Origin of the sequence: Burkholderia sp. Se-20373, assembly GCF_017104705.1 — a bacterium.
Classification (GTDB): Bacteria; Pseudomonadota; Gammaproteobacteria; order Burkholderiales; family Burkholderiaceae; genus Burkholderia.
This window is the reverse complement of the sequence record NZ_JAAGPH010000023.1, coordinates 20,326-42,714: the sequence shown is the minus strand read 5'-3', so window position 1 is coordinate 42,714 and position 22,389 is coordinate 20,326. Positions and strand designations below refer to the sequence as shown.

At 67.3% G+C, this 22,389-nt stretch carries 16 protein-coding genes and 1 pseudogene; 10 read left to right on the top strand and 7 right to left on the bottom strand.

What is annotated here, in order from left to right; all coding sequences use genetic code 11:
* Positions 1-6 precede the first annotated feature (6 nt).
* Together G3N96_RS10995 and G3N96_RS10990 are read left to right on the top strand one after the other, a co-directional pair.
* On the top strand, positions 7-1,761 hold the full coding sequence (locus G3N96_RS10995) for an ABC transporter permease subunit (RefSeq protein ID WP_206137219.1): 1,755 nt from the start codon (positions 7-9) through the stop codon (positions 1,759-1,761).
* Between the two features lie 11 nt (positions 1,762-1,772).
* On the top strand, positions 1,773-3,119 hold the full coding sequence (locus tag G3N96_RS10990; RefSeq protein WP_046548245.1) for a nitrate/sulfonate/bicarbonate ABC transporter ATP-binding protein: 1,347 nt from the start codon (positions 1,773-1,775) through the stop codon (positions 3,117-3,119).
* A gap of 27 nt (positions 3,120-3,146) precedes the next feature.
* Here the strand turns inward: G3N96_RS10990 and G3N96_RS10985 are convergent, their stop codons facing one another.
* Positions 3,147-4,025: a MurR/RpiR family transcriptional regulator gene (locus tag G3N96_RS10985; protein ID WP_206137241.1), complete on the bottom strand. Its 879-nt coding sequence runs from the start codon at positions 4,023-4,025 to the stop codon at positions 3,147-3,149.
* 362 nt (positions 4,026-4,387) lie between these two features.
* Here G3N96_RS10985 and ggt point away from each other — a divergent pair, with 362 nt between their 5' ends.
* Complete coding sequence (gene ggt / locus G3N96_RS10980) at positions 4,388-6,139, top strand: gamma-glutamyltransferase (protein WP_206137218.1); 1,752 nt, start codon at positions 4,388-4,390, stop codon at positions 6,137-6,139.
* Positions 6,140-6,373: 234 nt separating this feature from the next.
* Positions 6,374-7,702 carry a dicarboxylate/amino acid:cation symporter gene (locus tag G3N96_RS10975; RefSeq protein WP_206137217.1) on the top strand — a complete coding sequence of 443 codons (1,329 nt, stop codon included), beginning with the start codon at positions 6,374-6,376 and terminating at the stop codon, positions 7,700-7,702.
* A 29-nt stretch (positions 7,703-7,731) separates the two neighbouring features.
* Here the strand turns inward: G3N96_RS10975 and G3N96_RS10970 are convergent, their stop codons facing one another.
* Both G3N96_RS10970 and G3N96_RS10965 read right to left on the bottom strand, forming a co-directional pair.
* Positions 7,732-8,130 (bottom strand): DUF3331 domain-containing protein, encoded by a 399-nt coding sequence (locus tag G3N96_RS10970; RefSeq protein ID WP_206137216.1) that lies wholly within the window; start codon positions 8,128-8,130, stop codon positions 7,732-7,734.
* Positions 8,131-8,174: 44 nt separating this feature from the next.
* Positions 8,175-9,467 carry an NAD(P)/FAD-dependent oxidoreductase gene (locus G3N96_RS10965; protein WP_206137215.1) on the bottom strand — a complete coding sequence of 431 codons (1,293 nt, stop codon included), beginning with the start codon at positions 9,465-9,467 and terminating at the stop codon, positions 8,175-8,177.
* A 149-nt stretch (positions 9,468-9,616) separates the two neighbouring features.
* On the opposite strand from G3N96_RS10965, the gene G3N96_RS10960 reads away from it, so the two are divergent.
* Entirely contained in the window at positions 9,617-10,270 is a 654-nt protein-coding gene (locus G3N96_RS10960; RefSeq protein ID WP_206137214.1) for a TetR/AcrR family transcriptional regulator, read from the top strand.
* 24 nt (positions 10,271-10,294) lie between these two features.
* On the opposite strand, the pseudogene G3N96_RS10955 reads toward G3N96_RS10960, so the two are convergent.
* Positions 10,295-10,483, bottom strand: a pseudogene (locus G3N96_RS10955) (LysR family transcriptional regulator); the annotation flags it as partial.
* A 19-nt stretch (positions 10,484-10,502) separates the two neighbouring features.
* Positions 10,503-10,982: a redox-sensitive transcriptional activator SoxR gene (gene soxR / locus G3N96_RS10950; protein ID WP_124585397.1), complete on the bottom strand. Its 480-nt coding sequence runs from the start codon at positions 10,980-10,982 to the stop codon at positions 10,503-10,505.
* An 80-nt stretch (positions 10,983-11,062) separates the two neighbouring features.
* Between soxR and G3N96_RS10945 the strand changes: the two genes are divergently transcribed.
* From G3N96_RS10945 to G3N96_RS10935, 3 genes are read left to right on the top strand one after another with little or no spacing between them, the layout of a single operon-like run.
* The gene (locus G3N96_RS10945; protein ID WP_206137213.1) at positions 11,063-12,298 is read left to right on the top strand and encodes an efflux RND transporter periplasmic adaptor subunit; all 1,236 of its coding nucleotides are present in this window, start codon (positions 11,063-11,065) and stop codon (positions 12,296-12,298) included.
* Positions 12,299-12,311: 13 nt separating this feature from the next.
* Positions 12,312-15,485 carry a multidrug efflux RND transporter permease subunit gene (locus G3N96_RS10940; RefSeq protein WP_206137212.1) on the top strand — a complete coding sequence of 1,058 codons (3,174 nt, stop codon included), beginning with the start codon at positions 12,312-12,314 and terminating at the stop codon, positions 15,483-15,485.
* Positions 15,482-17,002 carry an efflux transporter outer membrane subunit gene (locus tag G3N96_RS10935; protein WP_206137211.1) on the top strand — a complete coding sequence of 507 codons (1,521 nt, stop codon included), beginning with the start codon at positions 15,482-15,484 and terminating at the stop codon, positions 17,000-17,002. Before G3N96_RS10940 ends, G3N96_RS10935 begins: the two co-directional genes overlap by 4 nt.
* Before the next feature lie 59 nt (positions 17,003-17,061).
* Here G3N96_RS10935 and aceE read toward each other — a convergent pair whose 3' ends face one another.
* Positions 17,062-19,755 (bottom strand): pyruvate dehydrogenase (acetyl-transferring), homodimeric type, encoded by a 2,694-nt coding sequence (aceE, locus tag G3N96_RS10930; protein WP_206137210.1) that lies wholly within the window; start codon positions 19,753-19,755, stop codon positions 17,062-17,064.
* Between the two features lie 173 nt (positions 19,756-19,928).
* Here aceE and G3N96_RS10925 point away from each other — a divergent pair, with 173 nt between their 5' ends.
* On the top strand, positions 19,929-20,384 hold the full coding sequence (locus G3N96_RS10925; protein ID WP_206137209.1) for a MarR family transcriptional regulator: 456 nt from the start codon (positions 19,929-19,931) through the stop codon (positions 20,382-20,384).
* 2 nt (positions 20,385-20,386) lie between these two features.
* Here the strand turns inward: G3N96_RS10925 and G3N96_RS10920 are convergent, their stop codons facing one another.
* Positions 20,387-21,502 carry a pyruvate dehydrogenase gene (locus G3N96_RS10920; RefSeq protein WP_206137208.1) on the bottom strand — a complete coding sequence of 372 codons (1,116 nt, stop codon included), beginning with the start codon at positions 21,500-21,502 and terminating at the stop codon, positions 20,387-20,389.
* A 105-nt stretch (positions 21,503-21,607) separates the two neighbouring features.
* On the opposite strand from G3N96_RS10920, the gene G3N96_RS10915 reads away from it, so the two are divergent.
* Positions 21,608-22,255, top strand: a complete 648-nt coding sequence (locus G3N96_RS10915; protein WP_124585411.1) for a glutathione binding-like protein — start codon at positions 21,608-21,610, stop codon at positions 22,253-22,255.
* Positions 22,256-22,389: the final 134 nt, after the last annotated feature.

Below are 22,389 nucleotides of genomic sequence, written 5' to 3'. Positions count from 1 at the left end.
CTACCGATGGATATCCGTTTCTTCGACCCGAACCGCACCGCGAATGCATCCGCGTGGCGCGTGCTGCCCAATCGCTGGGACGCGGTCGCGTTTCCGTTGATCATCGGCATACTCGCGATGGCGATCGTCGGCTTTCACGAGACGATGGCGCCGATCGGCGTGCTGCAGACGCAGAAGATCTCGCTCGATCCGTCGAACCTGCCCGAATACGCGTTGCGCACCACGCTGCGGATGCTCGCCGCGATGGTCGCGTCGCTTGCGTTCACGCTGATCTACGGCACGCTCGCCGCGAAAAGCCGCCGCGCGGGCATGGTGCTGATCCCGATCCTCGACATCCTGCAGTCGGTGCCGGTACTCGGCTACATCTCGTTTACCGTCACGTTCTTCCTTGCGCTGTTTCCGGGCCGCGTGCTCGGCGCGGAGCTGGCCGCGATCTTCGCGATCTTCACGAGCCAGGCGTGGAACATGACGTTCAGCTTTTACCAGTCGCTGCGCACGGTGCCGCGCGACCTGAGCGAAGTGTCGCGCGGTTTTCACCTGACACCGTGGCAACGCTTCTGGAAGCTCGAGGTGCCGTTCTCGATGCCGGGCCTGATCTGGAACATGATGATGTCGATGTCGGGCGGCTGGTTCTTCGTCGTCGCATCGGAGGCGATCACCGTCGGTAACCAGACCATCACGCTGCCGGGCATCGGCGCCTATCTCGCGCAGGCGATCTCCGACAAGAATCTCGGCGCGGTGGGCTGGGTGATCGTCGCGATGTCGGTCGTGATCCTCGCGTATGACCAGTTCCTGTTCCGCCCGCTGGTCGCGTGGGCCGACAAGTTCCGGATGGAGAACACCGCGTCGGGCGATGCGCCGCAATCCTGGCTGCTCGACATGATGCGCCGCACGCACCTGATCCACCAGCTGCTCGTGCCGGCCGGCTGGCTGCTGTCGCAGGCCGCGCGGATTCCGCTGCGCTTTCCGGCGCTGAAAGGCACGCGTACGCGCGGCGCATCGTCGCGCGGCGCGTCGCGCATCGGCGACATCGTGTGGGGCGCGTTCGTGATCCTGCTGACGGCGTACGTCGTATGGCGCGTCGTCACGTTCGTCGCGACCGGCGTGACGATGGGCGAAGTCGGGCACGTGCTCGTGCTCGGGCTCATCACGCTGCTGCGCGTGCTGGTGCTGATCGCGATCGCATCGGTGATCTGGGTGCCGCTCGGCGTGCTGATCGGGCTGCGCCCCGCGCTGGCCGAGAAGATCCAGCCGCTCGCGCAGTTCCTCGCCGCGTTCCCGGCGAACCTGCTGTTCCCGGTGTTCGTGATCGTGATCGTCCACTTCCACCTGAACGCGGACATCTGGCTGTCGCCGCTGATCGTGCTCGGCACGCAGTGGTACATCCTCTTCAACGTGATCGCCGGCGCGATGTCCTATCCGAACGACTACAAGGAGGCGACGAAGAATTTCCGCATCCGCGGCTGGCAGTGGTGGCGGCAGGCGATCCTGCCCGGCATCTTCCCGTACTACGTGACGGGTGCCATCACCGCATCGGGCGGCGCGTGGAACGCGAGCATCGTGTCCGAGTTCGTGCAGTGGGGCGACACGAAGGTCGTCGCGCACGGCCTTGGCTCGTATATCGCGCAGACGACCGCCGCCGGCGATTTCCCGAAGATCATCCTGGGCATCGCCGTGATGTCCCTGTTCGTTACCTTGTTCAACCGTCTGCTGTGGCGTCCGATGTACGCCTATGCGGAATCCCGGCTCCGTCTCGATTGAGAGTAAGCGCGATGCAAAATTCGACCGTTATCAACGCCCCCGCCAAGACGTCCCAGCCGCTGCAGCCGCCGCGTCTCGGTGACGAAATCCTGCGCGTCGAGCACGTGAACCGCGGCTTCAACAAGTCGCAGGGCGAATTGCTCGTGCTCGACGATGCGAACCTGTCGCTGCGCGAAGGCGAGATCGTCGGGCTGCTCGGCCGTTCCGGCTCGGGCAAGTCGACGCTGCTGCGCATCATCGCCGGGCTGATCGAGCCGACCGGCGGCGAGGTGACCTATCTCGGCCAGCCGCTGCGCGGCCCGGCCGAAGGCGTCGCGATGGTGTTCCAGACTTTCGCGCTGTTCCCATGGCTCACCGTGCTGCAGAACGTGGAAGCCGGCCTCGAGGCGCTCGGCGTCGGCGCACGCGAGCGGCGCGAGCGCGCGCTGGCCGCGATCGACCTGATCGGTCTCGACGGCTTCGAGAACGCGTACCCGCGCGAGCTGTCGGGCGGGATGCGCCAGCGCGTCGGCTTTGCACGTGCGCTCGTCGTCGACCCGACGATCCTGCTGATGGACGAGCCGTTCTCCGCGCTCGACGTGCTGACGGCAGAGACGCTGCGTACCGACCTGCTCGATCTGTGGACGCAAGGCCGGATGCCGATCAAGTCGGTGCTGATCGTCACGCACAACATCGAGGAAGCGGTGTTCATGTGCGACCGGATCCTCGTGCTGTCGTCGAACCCGGGCCGTGTGATCGCCGAGATCAAGGTGCCGTTCAAGCATCCGCGCAACCGGCTCGACACCGATTTCCGCAAGCTCGTCGACGACATCTACGCGAAGATGACGGCCCGCCAGACCAACGAGGCGACGAAGAAGGGGCTGGAGCTCGGCAGCTGGATGCCGCGCGTGTCGACCAACCTGATGGCCGGCCTGATCGAGACGCTCGCGATGGCGCCGTACCATGGCCGCGCGGACATGCCGGAAATCGCGCGCACGCTGCATCTGGAAGTTGACGAACTGTTCCCGATCGCCGAAGTGCTGCAGCACCTCGGCTTCGCGGACGTGCGGGAAGGGGACGTGTTCCTCACGCCGCCAGCGCGCGTGTTCGCGGAATTCGGCACGCAGGAACGCAAGCTGATGTTCGCGGATCATTTGCTGAAGCACGTGCCGCTTGCTGCGCGGATTCGGAAGGTGTTGAACGAGCGCCCGGGCCATCGGGCGCCGCGCGTGCGGTTCGAGCAGGAGCTGGAGGATTTCCTGTCGGACGAAGCGGCCGAGGAAACGCTCGATGCGGTGATCGACTGGGGCCGTTACGGGGAAGTGTTCTCGTACAACGACAAGACGGAGGTGTTCAGTCTCGAGGATGTCGAGAGCTGAAGCCCGCGCCCGAATGGCGAGTCGTCGTCATTCGGGCAAATCGCGCTGGTTGGTGTCCTGTTCGATGCCGCCCGTGTTGAGATGCTCGATCTTCTCCATCCGCTGCCTTGCCATCTCCGGCAGCTGGTTTGTCACACCGATCACGAGCGCCTCGGCGAGCGCGAGCGCCGGGACGTTCGTCTGAAGCATCGCAAACGGCTGCCCGCGAATCCGCAGCACGATCTCCGCAAATTCGCCGATCGGCGAGTGCCATTCGTCCGTGATCAGCAGCACGCGTGTGCCGAGTTGGTGAGCGGCCTGCGCAAACCGGATGCTGTCCCGCTGATAACGGCGAAAATCGAAAATAACGAGCACGTCACCGGCCCCCATGTCCGCCAGCGCAACCGACGCGAGGTTCACATTCGGTTCGACATACTGAACATGTGGCCGCGCGTAGGCGAGGGTGAACGAAAACAGCGACGCGAGCGGCGCCGTGTAACGCCCGCCGCCGCAAAAGACACGCGCTTCCGGATTGGCCAGCAGGGCCACCGCGGCGTCGAACGCCGCCGCATCGAGCCCTTCGATCGTCGCGGCCAGCGACTCGGACAGCCGTTGGAAGATTGCCGAATGACTGTCGCGCATGCCCGCGGGCGAGTGGAACGCATCCATCCGCGCGAGCGGCGAATTCATCGCCGTGTCGATCTCGCCGTACAGCGCCTGCTGGAATGACGAGTAATTCGGAAAGCCGATCCGGACGACGAAGCGAAACACGGTCGGATCGCTCACTTCCGCCTGTTTGGCGAAGCTCGCAATCGGCCCCAGCCCGAGGCTCGGGTAACGGTCCAGCAACGCTTGCGCGACCTTCTGTTCCGACGGCGTGAAGCTATCCATCTGGGATAGCAGCAACGCCCTGATGCTCGTCCCCATCGGGCACTCCAACTCTCGTATCCAAATAACAAACGGCAGACGGGTGTCTGCCGGCGACTCCACGCATGTTAGCCGATCGACGTCAGGCGGGCCGTGCACGCTCCGAAATTAGAGGGACGCATCGCTCGGTGGACCGGCTCATTCATTATTGTAATAAAACAAACATTGGCAAACGACCCATATCTGCGGATATTCGTTCTTTGTTCGGTGATAACCCTAGGTTTTGGTGTAAAAAAGCGAGTGCTATGATCGCGGCCTCGCTGGAATGTATTGTTTATTACAAGCGTGATTGACGCGTCGACACACCCGGTGCGACGTCGCATTCCGGTATGCCACGGTTCATTTGTCTGGAGGATCCCGTCATGAGGCGGCTCGTAGTACTCACCCTGTTGTCGGCCATGAGCGTGTGCGCGTTCGCCGCGTCGGACCCCGCGGTCGAAGCGAAGAACGGCATGGTCGTTTCGTCGCAGCACTTCGCGTCGCAAATCGGCGTCGACATCCTGAAGGAAGGCGGCAACGCGGTGGACGCCGCGGTGGCGGTCGGTTATGCGCAGGCCGTGACCAATCCATGCTGCGGCAACATCGGCGGCGGCGGTTTCATGACCGTCCACCTGGCCGACGGCCGCGACCGCTTCATCAATTTCCGCGAAACCGCACCGGCTGCGGCTTCCGCGAACATGTATCTCGACGCGAAGGGCAACGTCATTCCCGACGACAGCCTGTACGGCTATCGTGCGGTGGGCGTGCCGGGCACGGTTGCCGGCCTTGACCTCGCGCAGCGCAAGTACGGCAAGCTGACGCGCAAGCAGGTCATGGCGCCGGCGATCCGCCTCGCGCGCGACGGCTTCGTGCTGACGCGCGGCGATACGGACATCCTCGACACGACGATCGACCGTTTCAAGAAGGATCCGGATGCGGCCCGCATCTTCCTGCGTCCGGACGGCACGCCGCTGCAGCCGGGCGACCGCCTGGTGCAGAAGGATCTGGCCCGCACGCTCGAGCGCATCGCGGAGCAGGGCCCCGACGCGTTCTATCACGGTGAGATCCCGAAGATCGTCGAGGCGGCGGCCAGGAAGGGCGGCGGCCTGATCACGGCGGCCGATTTCGCGTCGTACCGTGCGCAGGACATGGCGCCGCTGACGTGCACGTATCGCGGCTACGAGTTCGTGTCGGCCCCGCCGCCGAGCTCGGGCGGCGTGACGATGTGCGAGACGCTGAACATCCTCGAAGGGTATGACATGCGCAAGCTTGGCTACCATTCGGCCGCGGCGGTGCATTACATGACCGAAGCGATGCGCCACGCATACGAAGATCGCAACACGCTGCTCGGCGACCCGAACTTCATCGACAACCCGGTCGCGAAGCTGACGAGCAAGGACTACGCGGCGCAGATCCGCAAGAGCATCCATTCGGATACGGCGACGCCGTCGGTCGACGTGCAGCCGGGCGTCGGCGTGCACGAGAAGCCGGAGACGACCCACTATTCGATCATCGACAAGGACGGCAACGCGGTATCGACGACCTACACGGTCAACGGCCGCTTCGGCGCCGTGGTCATCGCGCCGGGCACGGGCTTCTTCCTGAACGACGAGATGGACGACTTCACCGTGAAGGTCGGCGCGCAGAACCTGTTCGGCCTCGTGCAGGGCACGCGCAACTCGATCGCGCCGGGCAAGCGTCCGCTGTCGTCGATGGCGCCGACCATCGTGAAGAAGGACGGCAAGGTGTTCATGGTGGTCGGCTCGCCGGGCGGCTCGCGCATCATCACGATCACGCTGCAGACGGTGCTGAACGTGATCGACTACGGGATGACGCCGCAGGACGCGGTCACCGCGCCGCGCATCCACCACCAGTGGCTGCCCGACGAGGTCTATTACGAAACCTACGGGCTGTCGCCCGACACGCTCGCGATCCTGCGCAACATGGGCTACAAGATGGTCGAGCAGACGCCGTGGGGCGCCGCCGAGCTGATCATGGTCGGCCTGCCGGGCACCGAAGCGGCGAGCCGCCAGAGTTCCGGGAACGATTCGTCGGTGTCCGGGAACGTGCGGGTCGGCCTCATCTACGGCTACAACGACCCGCGCCGTCCGGCCGGCTCGGCAATCGGTTACTGACCCGAGCCGACCTGATCGCATCATGCTGAATCGCTGCTCCGCAACGGCGCTCGCCCTCGCGCGAATGCCGTTGCGGCGGCAGCACGTCGGTTCGTGGAGATCCGCGAGCCGACCCGCGCCGGCGACCGTGCCCGATACACCGGGCACGACCGGCTCGCCACGCGCGCACCCTGGCACGGCACAGGAATGCGCGCCTTTCATCCGTCAACTTCTTCCCGTGCGTCCAATTCCGATATGAACAAACGAATGTCCGCGGCAGGCTGGATCCTGCTGGCGATGGCGGCCGGCATCCTGATCGGCTACATGATCTACACGCAGCTGCCGGACAAACAGTCGGCGGCGGAAATCGCCGGCTACATCTCGCTGGTGTCCGACGTGTTCCTGCGGCTGATCAAGATGGTGATCGGCCCGCTGGTGTTCTCGACGCTGGTCGTCGGCATCGCGCACATGGGCGACGCGTCGTCGGTGGGCCGCGTGTTCGTGAAGGCGCTCGGCTGGTTCGTCACCGCGTCGCTGATCTCGCTGCTGCTCGGCCTGCTGATGGCGAACCTGCTGCGCCCGGGCGAGAACCTCGGTTTGCCGCTGCCGGATATCGGCGCGTCCGCGCATCTGGCGACGTCCAAGTTCACGCTGAAGGATTTCGTCGGCCACATGGTGCCGAAATCGATCGCCGAGGCGATGGCGAACAACGAGATCCTGCAGATCGTCGTGTTCTCGATGTTCTTCGGCGTGGCGCTCGCGTCGCTCGGCGAACGCGGCAAGATTCTCGTCGCGGCGATCGACCAGCTCGCACATGTGATGCTCAAGATCACCGGCTACGTGATGAAGCTCGCGCCGCTCGCGGTGCTGGCGGCGATGGCGTCGACCGTCGCGGTCAACGGGCTGTCGATCCTGCTGAAGTTCGCGGTGTTCATGGGCGACTTCTACCTGAGCCTGTTCCTGCTGTGGGGCACGCTCGTCGCTGCTGGCCTGCTGTTCCTCGGCCGCCGCGTGTTCAAGCTGCTGGTGCTGATCAAGGAAGCGTTCATGCTGTCGTTCGCGACCGCGAGCTCGGAAGCCGCGTATCCGAAGATCCTCGATGCGCTCGACCGTTTCGGCGTGCGTCGCAAGATCTCGAGCTTCGTGATGCCGATGGGGTATTCGTTCAACCTCGACGGCTCGATGATGTACTGCACGTTCGCATCGCTGTTCATCGCGCAGGCCTACGGCATTCACCTGTCGCTCGGCACCCAGGTCACGATGCTGCTGATCCTGATGCTGACGTCGAAAGGCATGGCCGGCGTGCCGCGTGCGTCGCTCGTCGTGATCGCCGCGACGCTGCACCAGTTCAACATCCCGGAAGCCGGGCTGCTGCTGATTCTGGGCGTCGACACGTTCCTCGACATGGGCCGTTCGGCCACGAACGCGGTGGGCAACTCGATCGCCAGCGCGGTGGTCGCGAAATGGGAAGGCGAGCTGATGCCGGAAGCGGAAGCCGAAGCGAATGCGGCGCGGCTGGATGCGGAAGCCGAAGCACGCATGAACGAGGCGGTTCGCGATTCGGATCGCGTCACCCCTGCCTGAAGCGGGGCCCCGGGTCGAATGCCGGGCTGTCAGGCGGCCTCGGCGGGGCGGGCCGCGTCGATGCACGCGGCCAGCACCATCGCGGCGGCGTTGCCTGGCGTCGAGCCGAGCAATTGCGGCGCATAGACGCTGTCGCCGATCTCGATCGGCTGCCCCGACAGCGCACACATGCCGCGCTTGCGCGTGGTGAACAGCCGCCACTTCTGATAACCGTAGTGCCCGGTGCATGCGTCGCGCCATGAAATCATCACGGTGTCGGCCGTGGGCCGCTCGAGCACGCTGATGGACGGCTTGCTCGTCGCGTCCCACGACGGCAGCCGGTCGCGCGTGACGCTGCGCCGCCGCGGCGCCCCCCACGAGACGGACGGCATGTCGAAGCTGCTGATCGCGGCAACGGTCATGAGCCAGGGCGCTAAACGGTTGTTCATGTCGGTTTTCCTCGAAACGTTATGCGACACCGCCACGTGCGGTATCACGACAGGCGGATGCGCGGCTGCACGCAGCCGTTGATCCGTTCGGCGATCCACAGCAGGGTCGCCTTGGAGAAGCCGTGCAGCGCCTGCTGGTGCCGCCGGTAGAGCATCAGGTGGCTGAACTGCGCGAAACGCCCCTGGATGAAGCCGCCGCGAAAGAACCCGAACTGCCCGAGCGTGCCGAACGCGTCGTAGTCGCTGATCGACACGAGCGCGCCGAAATCGTGGAACGCGAACGGCGGAATCGGCTTGCCGTCGAGCCACGCGGGCAGGTGCTTCGCGAGATGCTCGGCCTGCTGCGTCGCGACTTGCGCGGTGGGCGGCAGCGGCCGTTCGTGGCCGTCGGGCAGCAGGCTCGCGCAGTCGCCGATCGCGAACACGTGTTCGTCGCCGGTGGCCTGCAGCGTCGGCCCGACGACGATCTGGTTCGCGCGATTCGTGTCGAGCCCGTCGAGCGCCTGCATGAAATCGGGCGCCTTCACGCCGGCTGCCCACACCATCAGGTCCGCTTCCGCAAACGAACCGTCGCCGTAGTGAAAGCCGTTTGCGTCGGCCGACGTGACACGGGTGGACGTCAGCACATGAAAGCCGATCTGTTCGAGCCGCCGCTGCGCCGACGCGGAAATCCGCGGCGGAAACGCGGCGAGGATGCGCGGGCCGCTCTCGAGCAGCGTGAGCTGCAGCCGCTCGCGCACCGTCGCGTCGCCGTACGCCTGCGCCACTTCCAGCAAGCGGCTCAGCTCCGCCGCGAGTTCCACGCCGGTCGCGCCGGCGCCGACGATCGCGACGCGGAACGGCTCGTCGCGCGCGATGCTGCGAAATACGCGCATCCGCAACGCCTCGTTGAAGGTCTCGGCCTGCTTCTGGCTGTCGATGAAGTAGCAGTGCTCGCGCACGCCCGGCACGCCGAAATCGTTGGCCTGGCTGCCGAGCGCGAAGATCAGCACGTCGTATTCGAGTTCGCGTGCGTCGAGCACGAGTTCGCCGTCCTGCGAGCGGATCTCGCCGAGCTGCACGCGGCGGCGTGCGCGATCGAGCCCCGTCAGTTCGCCGGGCTGGTACGCGTAACCGTGATCACGTGCATGGGCAAGGAAGATCACCTGTTGCTGCTGCACGTCGCGCGTGCCGGCCGCGATCGTGTGCAGCATCGGCTTCCAGATGTGGGTCGGGCTGCGGTCGACGACGGTCACCTGGGCGCGCCCGGACCGGCCGAGGCGCTCGCCCAGGCGGGTGGCGAGCTGCAGGCCGGCGATCCCGCCACCGACGATGACGATGCGTGTAGGGGTTGTCATGGATAAATCATCACGTGATGAATAAGGTATGATCCTAGCGCTTCCCGGCTTCGCGTGTCAACGGAGCGGGGCGGGTCACCCGGTGTCCGGCGTCGCTCGAGCGGGGCCGGAACAGGGGTATTCGAATCATTCAAGGAGAGCAGGAGAACGTGGCTGAAGTCACTGAGCGCGCGCCGGCCAGGCGGCGTATGCGAGGGCGGCCGCTGGCCGGGGCGTCCGTGGGGCCGGACGTGATATTGCGGGCCGCGCGTCGCACGTTCGCGAAGCGTGGCTACGACGCCACGAGCGTGCGCGAAGTCGCGCGCGAGCTGGGTGTCGATGCGGCGCTGATCGCGCACCATTTCGGCACGAAGGAAACGTTGTGGCTGGCGGTCGTCGAGCAGATCGCGGAGTTGGCCGAGCCGATGTTCGACGCAATGCGCGCGCTGCGTACGTCGTCGTTACCACATCGCGAGCGTGTGCGGCGCGCGATCGAGCTGTGCGTCGAGCACGAGTTCGACGAGCCCGACCTGGGCATGTTTTTCTCGACCGCGGCGACCGAGGAGGGCGGGCGGCTCGACCGGTTGCAGGAGCGGCTCGTGCGCCCGTATTACGACGTGATGTTCCCGTTGCTGTCGGAGGCGGTAGAGGCCGGGGTGATCCGCCCGGTCGAGCCGACGGTGCTGTTCTTCATGATCGCGAGCGCGATCGGCACGACCGTGTCGTACAGTCACATGATGCTGGAGTACACGTCGCTGCCCACGCGGCAGGACGCGTTCCGGCAGGCCGTGGTGGACATCGCGTTCAACGTCGTCGGCGGCTGAGCACGGCGCGCGTGACGCGCGCGGTCACGTCGCCAGCACCAGCCCCAGTTCGCGCACCGCGCTTCGTGCGGTCCCGCGCAACGCATCGACGAGCGGCGAGGGCGTCCGGTACGCGATCGCCAGCTCGTACGCGAGCGGGCTGCCCGCATCCTTCAGTTCGCAGAACGTAATGCCTTGCGGCTGCATCGGCACGAACAGGCGCGGCATCAGCGCGCCCCGTCCGGCCTGCCGGTCATTCGATATCCGTGGGCGGCTTGTCGCCGAGCCAGCGCCGCGCGCCGGGCCCGTTGCGGCCCGCACGATCCTCCGGGTTGGTCAGCTTGCAGCGCTTCAGCGACAGGCAGCCGCAGCCGATGCATTCGTCGAGGTTGATGTACAGGCGCTGCAACTCCTCGATCCGGCTCGCGACGCGCTGCTTCCAGCCGCGCGACAGACGCTGCCAGTCCTTGTTGCTCGGCGCGGTGTCCTCGGGAAGGCTGACGAGTTGCTCGGCGATCTCGTCGAGCGAATAGCCGATCTTCTGCGCGAACACGATGAACGCGATCAGCCGCAGCACCGCGCGCGAATAGTGGCGATGGCTCGAGCCGTTGCGGTGCGACTTGATGAGCCCGCGCGTCTCGTAGAACCGCAGTGTCGACGCCGGCACGCCGCTGCGCGCGGCCACTTCGCGGATCGACATCAGCGGCCATTGCGGTGTTTCCTGGATACCCATGTCGCCCCTCCGGGAAAGCTTGACTTGAAGTTAACTTCAACTTTTATGCTACGCGGCAGTTTAACCCGTCGCGAGGCATCATGCTCTCCTTATCCCTACGCAGGACGTCGCCTTTGGGCGTGGCCTGTGCACTGCTGCTGGCGTTGTCGGGCTGTCACGACGGCAAAGGCGCATCGTCGGCCCAATCCCTTCCCGAAGTCGGCGTCGCCACCATCGCACCCCGCACGATCCGCCTCGCGGACGAATTCAACGGACGCGTCGAAGCGGTCGACGCGGTCGAACTGCGGCCGCGCGTGAGCGGCTATCTGCAGCGCGTCGCCTACAAGGAAGGCGACCTGGTCGCGCAGGGTGCGCTGCTGTTCGAGATCGACCCGCGCCCGTACCGGATCGCGCTCGATCGCGCCAATGCGCAGCTGCAGCGGGCCCGGGCGGCCGCGAGCCTCGCGAACGTGCAGCTCAAGCGCGTGCAGACGCTGATCGATGCGCATGCGACGTCGCAGGAAGAACTCGACAACGCGCGCGCCACCGCCGAGCAGGCGCGTGCGGACCTGCAGGCGGCCGACGCGGCCGTCGCCGATGCGAAGCTCAATCTCGGTTTCACCGAAGTGCGCGCGCCGATCGCGGGCCGCGTCGGCCGCGCGGTCGCCACCGTCGGCAACCTGGCGCGCGCGGACGACACGCTGCTGACGACCGTCGTATCGCAGAACCCAGTCTACGTGTATTTCGACTGCGACGAGCAGAGCTACCTGCGCTACAACGCGCGGCGCGCCGATCCGAAACATCGCGCGATCGGCGCCGATCCGGTGCGCGTGGGCCTCGCGAACGAGACGGGCTTCCCGCATGCGGGCACCGTCGACTTCCTCGACAACCGGCTCGACCCGCAGACCGGCACGATCCGCGCGCGCGTGCGGCTGCCGAATGCGGACCGTACGTTTACGCCGGGCCTGTATGCGCGCGTGCAGCTCGTCAGCGGCCGCGACCAGGATGCGCTGCTCGTCGACGACAAGGCCGTGCTCACCGACCAGGACCGCAAGTACGTGTATGTGATCGGGCCCGGCGACAAGGCGCTGCGCCGCGACGTGACGATCGGCCGCGGCGTGGAGGGCGAGCGGATCATCGAGAAGGGGATCCAGGCGGGCGACCGCGTGGTCGTCGACGGGATGCAGCGGATCTACTATCCGGGCGCGCAGGTGAAGCCGAAGACGCTGCCCGCCCGCGCCGACGCCGACGCCGGTGCCGGCAATGGCGAAGGCAACGGCCCGGGCAACGGCCCGCAGGCCGTCGCCGATGCCGGCGCGCCGCCGGCCGCGCAGTAACGGGAGACATGCAATGGATTTCTCCCGATTCTTCATCGACCGGCCGATCTTCGCGGTCGTGCTGTCGATCGTCATCTTCGCGATCGGCCTGATCTCGATCCCGATGCTGCCCGCCGGCGAATACCCGGAAGTCGTGCCGCCGAGCGTCGTCGTGCGGGCGACGTACCCGGGTGCGAACCCGAAGGAAATCGCCGAATCGGTCGCCGAACCGCTGGAAGAGGCGATCAACGGCGTCGAAGGCATCATGTACATGAAGTCGGTCGCCGGTTCGGACGGCAGCCTGCAGGTGGTCGTCACGTTCCTGCAGGGCGTCGATCCCGACACGGCCGCCGTGCGCGTGCAGAACCGCGTGAGCCAGGCGCTGTCGCGCCTGCCCGACGAGGTACGCCAGTACGGCGTGACCACGCAGAAGCAGTCGCCCACGCCGCTGATGTACGTGAGCCTCTATTCGCCGGACAACAGCCGCGATTCGCTGTACCTGCGCAACTACCTGACGCTGCACGTGAAGGATGAGCTGTCGCGGCTCACGGGTGTCGGCGACGTCGGCCTGTCCGGTTCCGGCGACTATGCGATGCGGCTGTGGCTCGACCCGAACCGGCTCGCGTCGCGCGGGCTGACCGCGAGCGACGTGATTGCCGCCGTGCGCGAACAGAACGTGCAGGTGTCGGCCGGCCAGCTCGGCGCGGAGCCGTCGCCGAAGAAGAACGACTTCCTGCTGTCGATCAACGTGCGCGGCCGGTTGCGCACGGCGCAGGAGTTCGGCGACATCGTGCTGCGCACCGGCGACGACGGGCAGGTCGTGAAGCTGTCGGATGTCGCGCGCGTCGAGCTCGGCGCGGGCGATTACACGCTGCGCTCGTATTTCAACGACAAGCCATCGGCGGTGGTCGGCATCTTCCTGTCGCCGGGCGCGAACGCGCTCGAGGTCGCGAAGGCCGTGTATGCGAAGTTCGACGAACTGGCGAAGCGCTTCCCGCCCGGCGTCGCGTACCGGCCCGTGTGGGATCCGACGGTATTCGTGCGCGAATCGATCCGCGCGGTGCAGCACACGCTGATCGAGGCCGTCGTGCTGGTCGTGCTCGTCGTGATCCTGTTCCTGCAGACGTGGCGCGCGTCGATCATTCCGCTCGTCGCGGTGCCCGTGTCGGTGGTCGGCACGTTCGCGTGGCTCTATCTGCTCGGCTATTCGATCAACACGCTGACGTTGTTCGGGCTGGTACTGGCGATCGGGATCGTCGTCGACGATGCGATCGTGGTCGTCGAGAACGTCGAGCGCAACATCGCGCAGGGCCTGAGCCCGCGCGACGCCGCGCACCAGGCGATGCGCGAGGTGTCGGGGCCGATCGTCGCGATCGCGCTCGTGCTGTGCGCGGTGTTCGTGCCGATGGCGTTCATGTCCGGCGTCACGGGGCAGTTCTACCGGCAGTTCGCGGTGACGATCGCGATCTCGACGGTGATCTCCGCGATCAACTCGCTGACGCTGTCGCCCGCGCTCGCCGCGAAGCTGCTGCGTCCGCACGATGGGCCCAAGGATGCGCTCACGCGCGGGCTCGACCGCGCGTTCGGCTGGCTGTTCCGCCCGTTCAACCGCTTCTTCGACCGCAGTTCCGATCGCTATCACGGCTTCGTCGGCCGCACGCTGAAGCGGCGCGGCGTGGTGTTCGCGGTCTATGCGGCGCTGCTCGCGGCCACCGCGCTGCTGCTCAACGCGGTGCCGGGCGGCTTCATCCCCGTGCAGGACAAGCTGTACCTGTTCGCGGGCGCGAAGCTGCCGGAAGGCGCGTCGCTCGCGCGCACCAGCGAGGTGACCGAGCAGATGACGAAGATCGCACTCGGCACCGACGGTGTCGAAATGATGCCGGCGTTTGCCGGGCTGAATGCGCTGCAGGGCGTGAACACGCCGAACATCACGAACTCGTACGTGATCCTGAAGCCGTTCGACCAGCGCCACCGCAGCGCCGCGCAGATCAACGCGGAGCTGAACGCGCGCTTCGCGGCCATCGGCGGCGGCATCACCTATGCGCTGATGCCGCCGCCGATCCAGGGCCTCGGCAACGGCTCGGGCTATTCGCTGTATCTGGAGGATCGCGGCGGGCTCGGCTACGGCGCGTTGCAGAATGCGCTCACCGCGTTCCAGGGCGCGGTCGCGAAGACGCCGGGGATGAGCTACCCGGTCAGCTCGTACCAGGCGAACATCCCGCAGCTCGAGGTGAAGGTCGACCGGTTGAAGGCGAAGGCGCAGGGTGTCGCGCTGACCGACCTGTTCAGCACGCTGCAGGTCTATCTCGGCTCGATGTACGTGAACGACTTCAACCTGTTCGGCCGCGTGTACCGCGTGATGGCGCAGGCGGATGCCGGGCACCGGCAGACGGCCGCCGACATCGCGAACCTGCGCACGCGCAACGCGAAGGGCGAGATGGTGCCGATCGGCTCGATGGTGACGGTGGCGCCCGCGTACGGGCCCGACCCGGTCGTGCGCTACAACGGCTATCCGGCCGCGAACCTGATCGGCGACGCCGATCCGAAGGTGATGTCGTCGTCGCAGGCGATCGAGAAGCTGCAGCAGATCGCGAAGGACGTGCTGCCGCCGGGCATCACGCTCGAATGGACCGACCTCAGCTACCAGCAGGTCACGCAGAGCAACGCGGCGATCGTCGTGTTCCCGCTCGCGGTGATGCTCGTGTTCCTCGTGCTCGCGTCGCTGTACGAGAGCTGGACGCTGCCGCTCGCGGTGATCCTGATCGTGCCCGTATGCATCTGCGCCGCGCTGTTCGGCGTGTGGCTGTCCGGCGGCGACAACAACGTGTTCGTGCAGGTCGGCCTCGTCGTGCTGATGGGGCTGGCGTGCAAGAACGCGATCCTGATCGTCGAGTTCGCGCGCGAGCTCGAAATCCAGGGCAAGGGCGCGATCGACGCCGCGCTCGAAGCGTGCAAGCTACGGCTGCGCCCGATCGTGATGACGTCGGTCGCGTTCATCGCGGGCTCGGTGCCGCTGCTGATCGGCGGCGGCGCGGGCAGCGAAGTGCGCGCGGCCACCGGCATCACCGTGTTCGCGGGGATGCTGGGCGTCACGCTGTTCGGGCTGTTCCTGACGCCCGTGTTCTATGTGGCGATCCGCAAGCTCGCGGGCGGCACGCCGGCCGTGTGGAGCGAGCACCACGGCACCCTCGAAGGAGAAAACCGATGAGCGCCGCTTACCGTCTTTCCGCGCTCGCGATGTCGGTGACGCTCGCCGCGTGCGCGGTCGGCCCCGATTTCAAGCGGCCCGATACGGCCACGGCCGCGCGGTTCGCGCGCGATGCGCATCCGGCGGAGTCGTCCGGTACGGCGCCGGATGCGCCGCCCGACGCATCGGCCGATGCCGATGCCGCGTTCTGGCGCGGCTTCGGCGATCCGGCGCTGACGCAGCTGATCGACGCGGCGCTCGCGGCGAACCAGGACCTGCAGGTTGCCGTGTCGCGCTACGACGCATCGAATGCGCTGCTGTCACAGGCCACGTTCGATCGCTACCCGACGATCACCGCGAGCGGGCAGATCGGCCATCAGCTGATGAGCAAGGACCAGGCGTTCGGCGCGCCGCGCAGCCAGCGCGATACGCCGACGTCCAGCGTCGGGATCAATGCGGCGTGGGAGCTCGACCTGTTCGGCCGCGTGCGGCGTTCGATCGAGTCGCAGCGTGCGGAAGCGGCCGCCAGCGCGGCGGACGTGCGCGCGGTGCGCGTCGCGATCGCCGGCGAGGTGGCAAGCACGTACGTCGAACTGCGCGGGTCGCAGGAGCGGCTGCGGATCGCGCGCGAGAACGCCGACAACCAGAGGCAGACGCTCGCGCTGATCAATGCGCGCGTGGGCGCGGGGAGAGGCTCCGAACTCGATGCGGCGCGGGCGCGCGCGCAGTACGAATCGACGACGTCGCGGATTGCCGTGTACGAAGCGGCGATCGGCGTCGACGAGCACCGGCTCGCGGTGTTGACCGGGCAGACGCCGGACGCGCTGATCGGCCGCTTCGATCTGCCGAAGGCCGCCGCGTCGGCGGGCACACCGGTGCCGCTGCCGGCGCTGGCCGCCGATATCGATCCCGGCACGCCGGGCGACCTGCTGCGGCGGCGGCCCGACGTCGCGGCCGCCGAGGCTCGGCTGCACGCGGCGACCGCACGCGTCGGCGTCGCGACGGCCGACCTGTTCCCGCGCTTCACGCTGTCGGGGCTGCTCGGCAGTGCGACGAGCAGCTACGGATTCTTCCGCGCGGGCAGCGACACGAACCTGATCGCGCTCGGCATCGACTGGTCGTTCCTCGACGTCGGCCGCGTGCGTGCCCGGATCGCCGCGAGCGATGCGGAAGCGGCCGGGCAGCTCGCGCAGTACCGGCAGACCGTGCTCGGGGCGCTGGAGGAAACGGAGAACGCGCTGCTGCGCGCCGCCCGCACGCGTGACGAGACGGGCCATCTCGTGCAGGCCGCGGCCGACAGCGCACGCGCCGCGCAACTGGCGCAGGCGCGATTTTCGGCGGGCGCGATCGACTACTACGAGGTGCTCGACGCGCAACGCACGCTGCTGCAGGCGCAGGATGCGGCGGCCGACGGGCAGATGCGCAGCGCGTCGTCGACGGTGGCGTTGTACAAGGCGCTGGCGGGCGGCTGGCCGTCGGGAACGGGGCAGGGCCCGCGGCAAGGCCCGCTCGCGCACGCGCGACAGTCAGCGCAGTAGCGCGGACAGGGCGGCGGCGCGGCCGGCCGGGGCAATCCCGCCTGCCGCGCGTTGCTTGATTACACGCTGGCCGGATCGACCTTGTCGATGTCGATGCCGTAGCGCCGGATGGCTTCGCCGACGCGTGCGCGCGGAATCGCGCCGTCGTCGGCGAGCGCCTTCAACGCGGCGATCACGATGAAGTGCCGGTCGACCTCGAAGAACGTGCGCAGCGCGTCGCGCGTATCCGAGCGGCCGAAGCCGTCGGTGCCGAGCGACACGAAGCGCCGGCCGTCGACGAACCCGCGGATCTGGTCGCCGACGATCTTCATGTAGTCGGTCGCCACCACCACCGGCCCCGTGCGGCCGTCGAGGCATTGCTGCACGTACGGCACGCGCGGCGCCTGCTCGGGATGCAGCAGGTTCCAGCGTTCCGCGGCAAGCCCGTCGCGGCGCAGTTCGTTCAGGCTCGTCGCGCTCCACACGTCGCTCGATATGCCGAAGTCCTGCGCGAGCAGGTCGCTCGCGGCGATCACTTCGCGCAGGATCGCGCCGCTGCCCATGAGTTGCACATGCGGCACTTGCGGCGCATCGGCCGCGTGCGACGCGCCTTCGCGCAGCAGGTAAAGCCCCTTCAGAATGCCGGCTTCCGCGCCGTCCGGGAGTGCCGGATGCGGATAGTTCTCGTTGAGCAGCGTGATGTAGTAGTACACATCCTCCTGCTCCGCGAACATCCGCCGCAGCCCGTCGCGCACGATTACCGCGAGTTCGTACGCATAGGTCGGGTCGTACGACACGCAGTTCGGAATCACCGACGACAGCACGTGGCTGTGCCCGTCGTCGTGCTGCAACCCTTCGCCCATCAGCGTCGTGCGGCCCGATGTCGCGCCGAGCAGGAAGCCGCGCGTACGCGCGTCGCCGGCCGCCCACGCGAGATCGCCAACGCGCTGCAGCCCGAACATCGAATAGAAGATGTAGAACGGAATCGCCGGCAGGCCGTGGTTGCTGTATGCGGTGCCGGCCGCGATCCACGACGCGATCGCGCCCGATTCGTTGATGCCTTCCTGCAGGATCTGCCCGTCCTTCGCTTCCTTGTAGTAGCTGAGCTGGCCGGCGTCCTGCGGCGTATAGAGCTGGCCGAGATGCGAGTGGATGCCGATCTGGCGGAACAGGCCCTCCATCCCGAACGTGCGCGATTCGTCCGGCACGATCGGCACGACGAGCTTGCCGAGCGCCGGATCCTTCAGCAGCGTGCCGAGGATGCGCACGAACGCCATCGTCGTCGACAGCCCGCGCTCGCCGCTGTCCTTGAGCTGACCGTCGAATGCGGCGAGCGGCGGCACCGGCAGCGGCGCCACGGCGCTGAAGCGGGCCGGCACGTGGCCGCCGAGTGCGGCACGGCGTTCGGCGAAGTAGCGTGCCTCGGCGCTTCCCGGCTCCGGCTTCAGGTAGGGCAGTTCATCGAGCTGCGCATCGCTGACCGGCAACGCGAAGCGGTCGCGAAACGCGCGTACCGCATCCGCGCTCATCTTCTTCAACTGGTGGTTCACGTTCTGGCCTTCGCCGGCTTCCCCCATCCCGAAGCCCTTGACCGTCTTCGCGAGCACGACGGTCGGCCGTCCGTCCGCGTGCATCGCCTGCGCATAGGCCGCATGCACCTTTTCCGGATCGTGGCCGCCGCGTGCCAGTTTCCAGATGTCGTCGTCGGACAGGTCGGCGACGAGCGCGAGCAGTTCCGGATACTTGCCGAAGAAATGCTCGCGCACATACGCGCCGCTTTGCGACTTGAAGGTCTGGTAGTCGCCGTCGACGCATTCCATCATGCGCTGACGCAGCAGGCCCGTCGTGTCGCGTTCGAGCAGGCGATCCCAGCCGGCGCCCCAGATCACCTTGATGACGTTCCAGCCCGCCGCTCGGAACGTGCCTTCGAGTTCCTGGATGACCTTGCCGTTGCCGCGCACGGGGCCGTCGAGGCGCTGCAGGTTGCAGTTGACGACGAAGATCAGGTTGTCGAGCCGTTCGCGCCCGGCGAGCGAGATCGCGGCGAGCGATTCCGGCTGATCCATCTCGCCGTCGCCGAGGAATGCCCAGACCTTGCGGCCCTGATGCGCTTTCAGCCCGCGATATTCGAGGTAGCGCATGAAGCGCGCCTGATACGCGGCCGTGAGCGGCCCGAGCCCCATCGACACGGTGGGGAATTGCCAGAAATCCGGCATCAGCCGCGGATGCGGATACGACGACAGCCCGTCGCGTCCCGCTTCGCGGCCGGTCTCGCGGCGGAAGTTGTCGAGTTGCGCGTCCGTGATGCGGCCTTCCAGATAGGCGCGGCCATAGATGCCGGGCGCCGAATGGCCCTGGATGTAGACCATGTCGCCGTCGAAGGTGTCGGTGCGGCCGCGGAAGAAGTGATCGAAGCCGACGTCGTACAGCACCGCGGCCGACTGGTAGGTCGCGATGTGCCCGCCGACGTTCGAATGCCGTCCGGCGCGCAGCACCATCACCATCGCGTTCCAGCGGATCATCGCGTTCAGGCGTCGTTCGAGCGCAAGATCGCCCGGGTAGGCCGGCTGCCGTTCACGCGGCACCGTGTTCACGTACGCAGTCGTCACGCGGCCGTGCAGGTCGCCGTGGCGCGCCGCGTCGAGGTCGGAAAGCCGGTCGAGCAGGTAGTGCGCGCGCGGGCGGCCTTCGAGCGCGATCACGGATTCGAGCGCATCGAGCCATTCGCGGGTTTCCTGCGGGTCGATGTCGGGTAGCGCGAGAGGTGCGGTCATGCAATGTCTCCAGAAGCATAAGGCTGCGCGGGGCGACGGTCGTGGCGCCGCGACGCGCGACGGAACGCCCGCCGATCGGCGGGCAGATGGTTGCAATTGCAATCGTATGAGGGCAATTGTTATCGAGGTAAAATTTAATTGCAACTGCAATTCAACGAGAGGAACGACCTGACATGAGCGCACCCGAACCCGATCTGTGGTTCTCGTTCGTCCGAGCACACCGGACGATGATTCGCGAGATCGAGCGCCGCCTCGCGGCGGCCGGCCTGCCGGCCTATGCGTGGTACGACGCGTTGTGGGGGCTCGAAAGCGGGCCCGACGGCACGCGCCGCATGCACGAGCTGGCCGACGTGCTCGCGATCGAGCGCTACAACCTCACGCGGCTCGTCGACCGGCTCGAACAGGAGGGGCTCGTCACGCGCGCCCGTTCGGCGGACGACGGCCGCGCCGCCTATGCGAGCATCACCGACAAGGGGCGAACGCTGCGCAGGAAGATGTGGAAGGTGTACCAGTCGACGGTCTCGGAACTCTTCCTCGATCAGTTCGGCGGCAAGGAGCAGGCGGCGATGGCAGCCGCGCTCGACCGTGCGGCCGCCGCGGCGCGCGACGCCGGAGCCGACGCGAAGTAGCGTCAGCCGCTCGCACAGCGTTGCATCGCCTGCGCGGCCCAGTCGGCCGGCACGCGGCCGTCGTCGGCCAGCAGCCGAAGCGCGACCGCGGCGATCCAGCGCGCACTCGGCGCGCGCGTGCCGGGGCCCGCCAGATCCGCGCCGAGCGCCGCGAAGCGGGCAGGGACGAACGCGCCGATTTGCGCGGCGACGTGCCTCGCATAGCCTGTCACCGCGAGCACCGGTGTGCGCTTGTCGCCGAAGCATCGGCGCACATGCGCGATCTGCGGTTCGTCGTGCGGATGCAGCAGGTTCCACCGGTCGGCTGCATGACCGTCGCGGGCGAGTTGCGTGTAGCTCGGGCAGCTCCAGATCGTCGAGTCGATGCGCCATTCGTCGTGCAGCAGGTCGGCCGCCTCCAGCACCTGCGCGAGCGTGCTGCCCGCGCCGCACAGCCGGATCTGCGCAGCCGCGCCGGCCGCCGTGCGCCGGCTGGCCCGGAGCACCATGCCGCAGAACGCATCGCGGGCCGCGGTGGCCGACAGCGGTTTCGCATCGGGTACGAGGTCGTCGTGGCTCGCGAGGTAACAGAATCCCGGCTGGCCGGCGACATAGAGCGTGCGTAGCGCGTGGCGCAGGATCGCGATCGCCTCATGGCCCGACGCCGGATCGTACGGCGTGCACGCGGGGTTCGCGGCGAGCCAGTGCGGGACGTCGGGCGTCACGCCTTTCGGCCAGGACGACGCGACCGTTTCGGCATCGTTGATGAATATCCCGCGATCGATGGTTTCGACCGACGCCAGCCACAGCCGGTCGGTCGCGCGCGCATGCAGCAAGTACAGCAGTGGTTTCTCGAACCGTTTGCGGGCATCGAGAAACCGTAGCGGCCATGCGCTGATGCGGCGATGCGCTCCCGCGTCTACAGACGGCTCCCGCGCATCGGCTCGCACGATCCAGACACGTTCCGCTGTCGCCGCATCGCGTTCGAGGCAATCGGCGGCCGCGCGCATCGCGGCGAGAGGCGACACCGCTCGGCCACGCGGCGCGAGCCGCTGCGTGATCAGCCTGTCGAGGCAGGCCGCCGCGGCGCGGCGGGTGTCGGGTGTCCGCACGGGCGGACCGGATCGCGCAGTCTGCATGTCCCTCCTTCGAGTACTGGCATGTCGCCGGGTCTATCGGTTCCGGCATAGGATTGCAATTGCAACGATTGTAGTTGCAACGATAACCGGAAGACAAGGACCACCATGATCTCGACGCATCCCCTCACGTTTTATACGGCCAACACGCCGAACGGGCACAAGGTCGCCATTTACCTGGAAGAGGCGGGGCTCGCCTACGACCGCGTGCACGTGAATCTTTCCGCCGGCGAGCAGCGCAGCCCGGCGTTTCTCGCGATCAACCCGAACGGCAAGATCCCGGCCATCGTCGACCACGACGCCGGGCTGACCGTGTTCGAATCCGGCGCGATCCTGAGCTATCTCGCCGCGAAAGCGGGCGTTCTGCATCCCGACACGCTGGCCGAGCGCACGGCCGTCCAGCAATGGCTGCACTTCCAGATCGGCGGGATCGGGCCGATGCTCGGCCAGCTCTGGTGGTTCCTGCATGCATCGAAGACAGTCAATGCGCAAGCGCTCGAGCGCTACCGGAACGAGGCGCGGCGTCTCTATGGGGTCGTGAACGGCCGCTTGGCGGAATCGGCGTATCTCGCGTCGCCGCGCTACTCGATCGCCGACATCGCCGCGTTTCCGTGGCTGCGCACGGCGCCTGAACTCGATCTCGATCTGGCCGACTACCCGCACGTCGAGCGCTGGCTCGCCGGCATCGAGGCGCGGCAAGCCGTTCAGCGGGGCCTGATCGCCTGCCGTGCGCCGGCGGCGGGGGGCGCGCACTGACCTCGCATCGCCCGCGCCGGATGGATGGCGCGGGCGCCGCCCGCCTGCCTGCCGGGAAACATTGTTCTCCTTCGTCGTAAACGTCTCGAATGCGTGATATTTGCGCCGCGCGATCCGGTTTAGAGTGGCCGCGA

Bases quoted from the DNA above. Each gene is read 5' to 3' on its own strand.
- G3N96_RS10995 (WP_206137219.1), top strand. From the start codon at position 7: ATGGATATCCGTTTCTTCGACCCGAACCGCACCGCGAATGCATCCGCG.
- G3N96_RS10990 (WP_046548245.1), top strand. From the start codon at position 1,773: ATGCAAAATTCGACCGTTATCAACGCCCCCGCCAAGACGTCCCAGCCG.
- G3N96_RS10985 (WP_206137241.1), bottom strand. From the start codon at position 4,025: ATGGGGACGAGCATCAGGGCGTTGCTGCTATCCCAGATGGATAGCTTC.
- ggt (WP_206137218.1), top strand. From the start codon at position 4,388: ATGAGGCGGCTCGTAGTACTCACCCTGTTGTCGGCCATGAGCGTGTGC.
- G3N96_RS10975 (WP_206137217.1), top strand. From the start codon at position 6,374: ATGAACAAACGAATGTCCGCGGCAGGCTGGATCCTGCTGGCGATGGCG.
- G3N96_RS10970 (WP_206137216.1), bottom strand. From the start codon at position 8,130: ATGAACAACCGTTTAGCGCCCTGGCTCATGACCGTTGCCGCGATCAGC.
- G3N96_RS10965 (WP_206137215.1), bottom strand. From the start codon at position 9,467: ATGACAACCCCTACACGCATCGTCATCGTCGGTGGCGGGATCGCCGGC.
- soxR (WP_124585397.1), bottom strand. From the start codon at position 10,982: ATGGGTATCCAGGAAACACCGCAATGGCCGCTGATGTCGATCCGCGAA.
- G3N96_RS10945 (WP_206137213.1), top strand. From the start codon at position 11,063: ATGCTCTCCTTATCCCTACGCAGGACGTCGCCTTTGGGCGTGGCCTGT.
- G3N96_RS10940 (WP_206137212.1), top strand. From the start codon at position 12,312: ATGGATTTCTCCCGATTCTTCATCGACCGGCCGATCTTCGCGGTCGTG.
- G3N96_RS10935 (WP_206137211.1), top strand. From the start codon at position 15,482: ATGAGCGCCGCTTACCGTCTTTCCGCGCTCGCGATGTCGGTGACGCTC.
- aceE (WP_206137210.1), bottom strand. From the start codon at position 19,755: ATGACCGCACCTCTCGCGCTACCCGACATCGACCCGCAGGAAACCCGC.
- G3N96_RS10925 (WP_206137209.1), top strand. From the start codon at position 19,929: ATGAGCGCACCCGAACCCGATCTGTGGTTCTCGTTCGTCCGAGCACAC.
- G3N96_RS10920 (WP_206137208.1), bottom strand. From the start codon at position 21,502: ATGCAGACTGCGCGATCCGGTCCGCCCGTGCGGACACCCGACACCCGC.
- G3N96_RS10915 (WP_124585411.1), top strand. From the start codon at position 21,608: ATGATCTCGACGCATCCCCTCACGTTTTATACGGCCAACACGCCGAAC.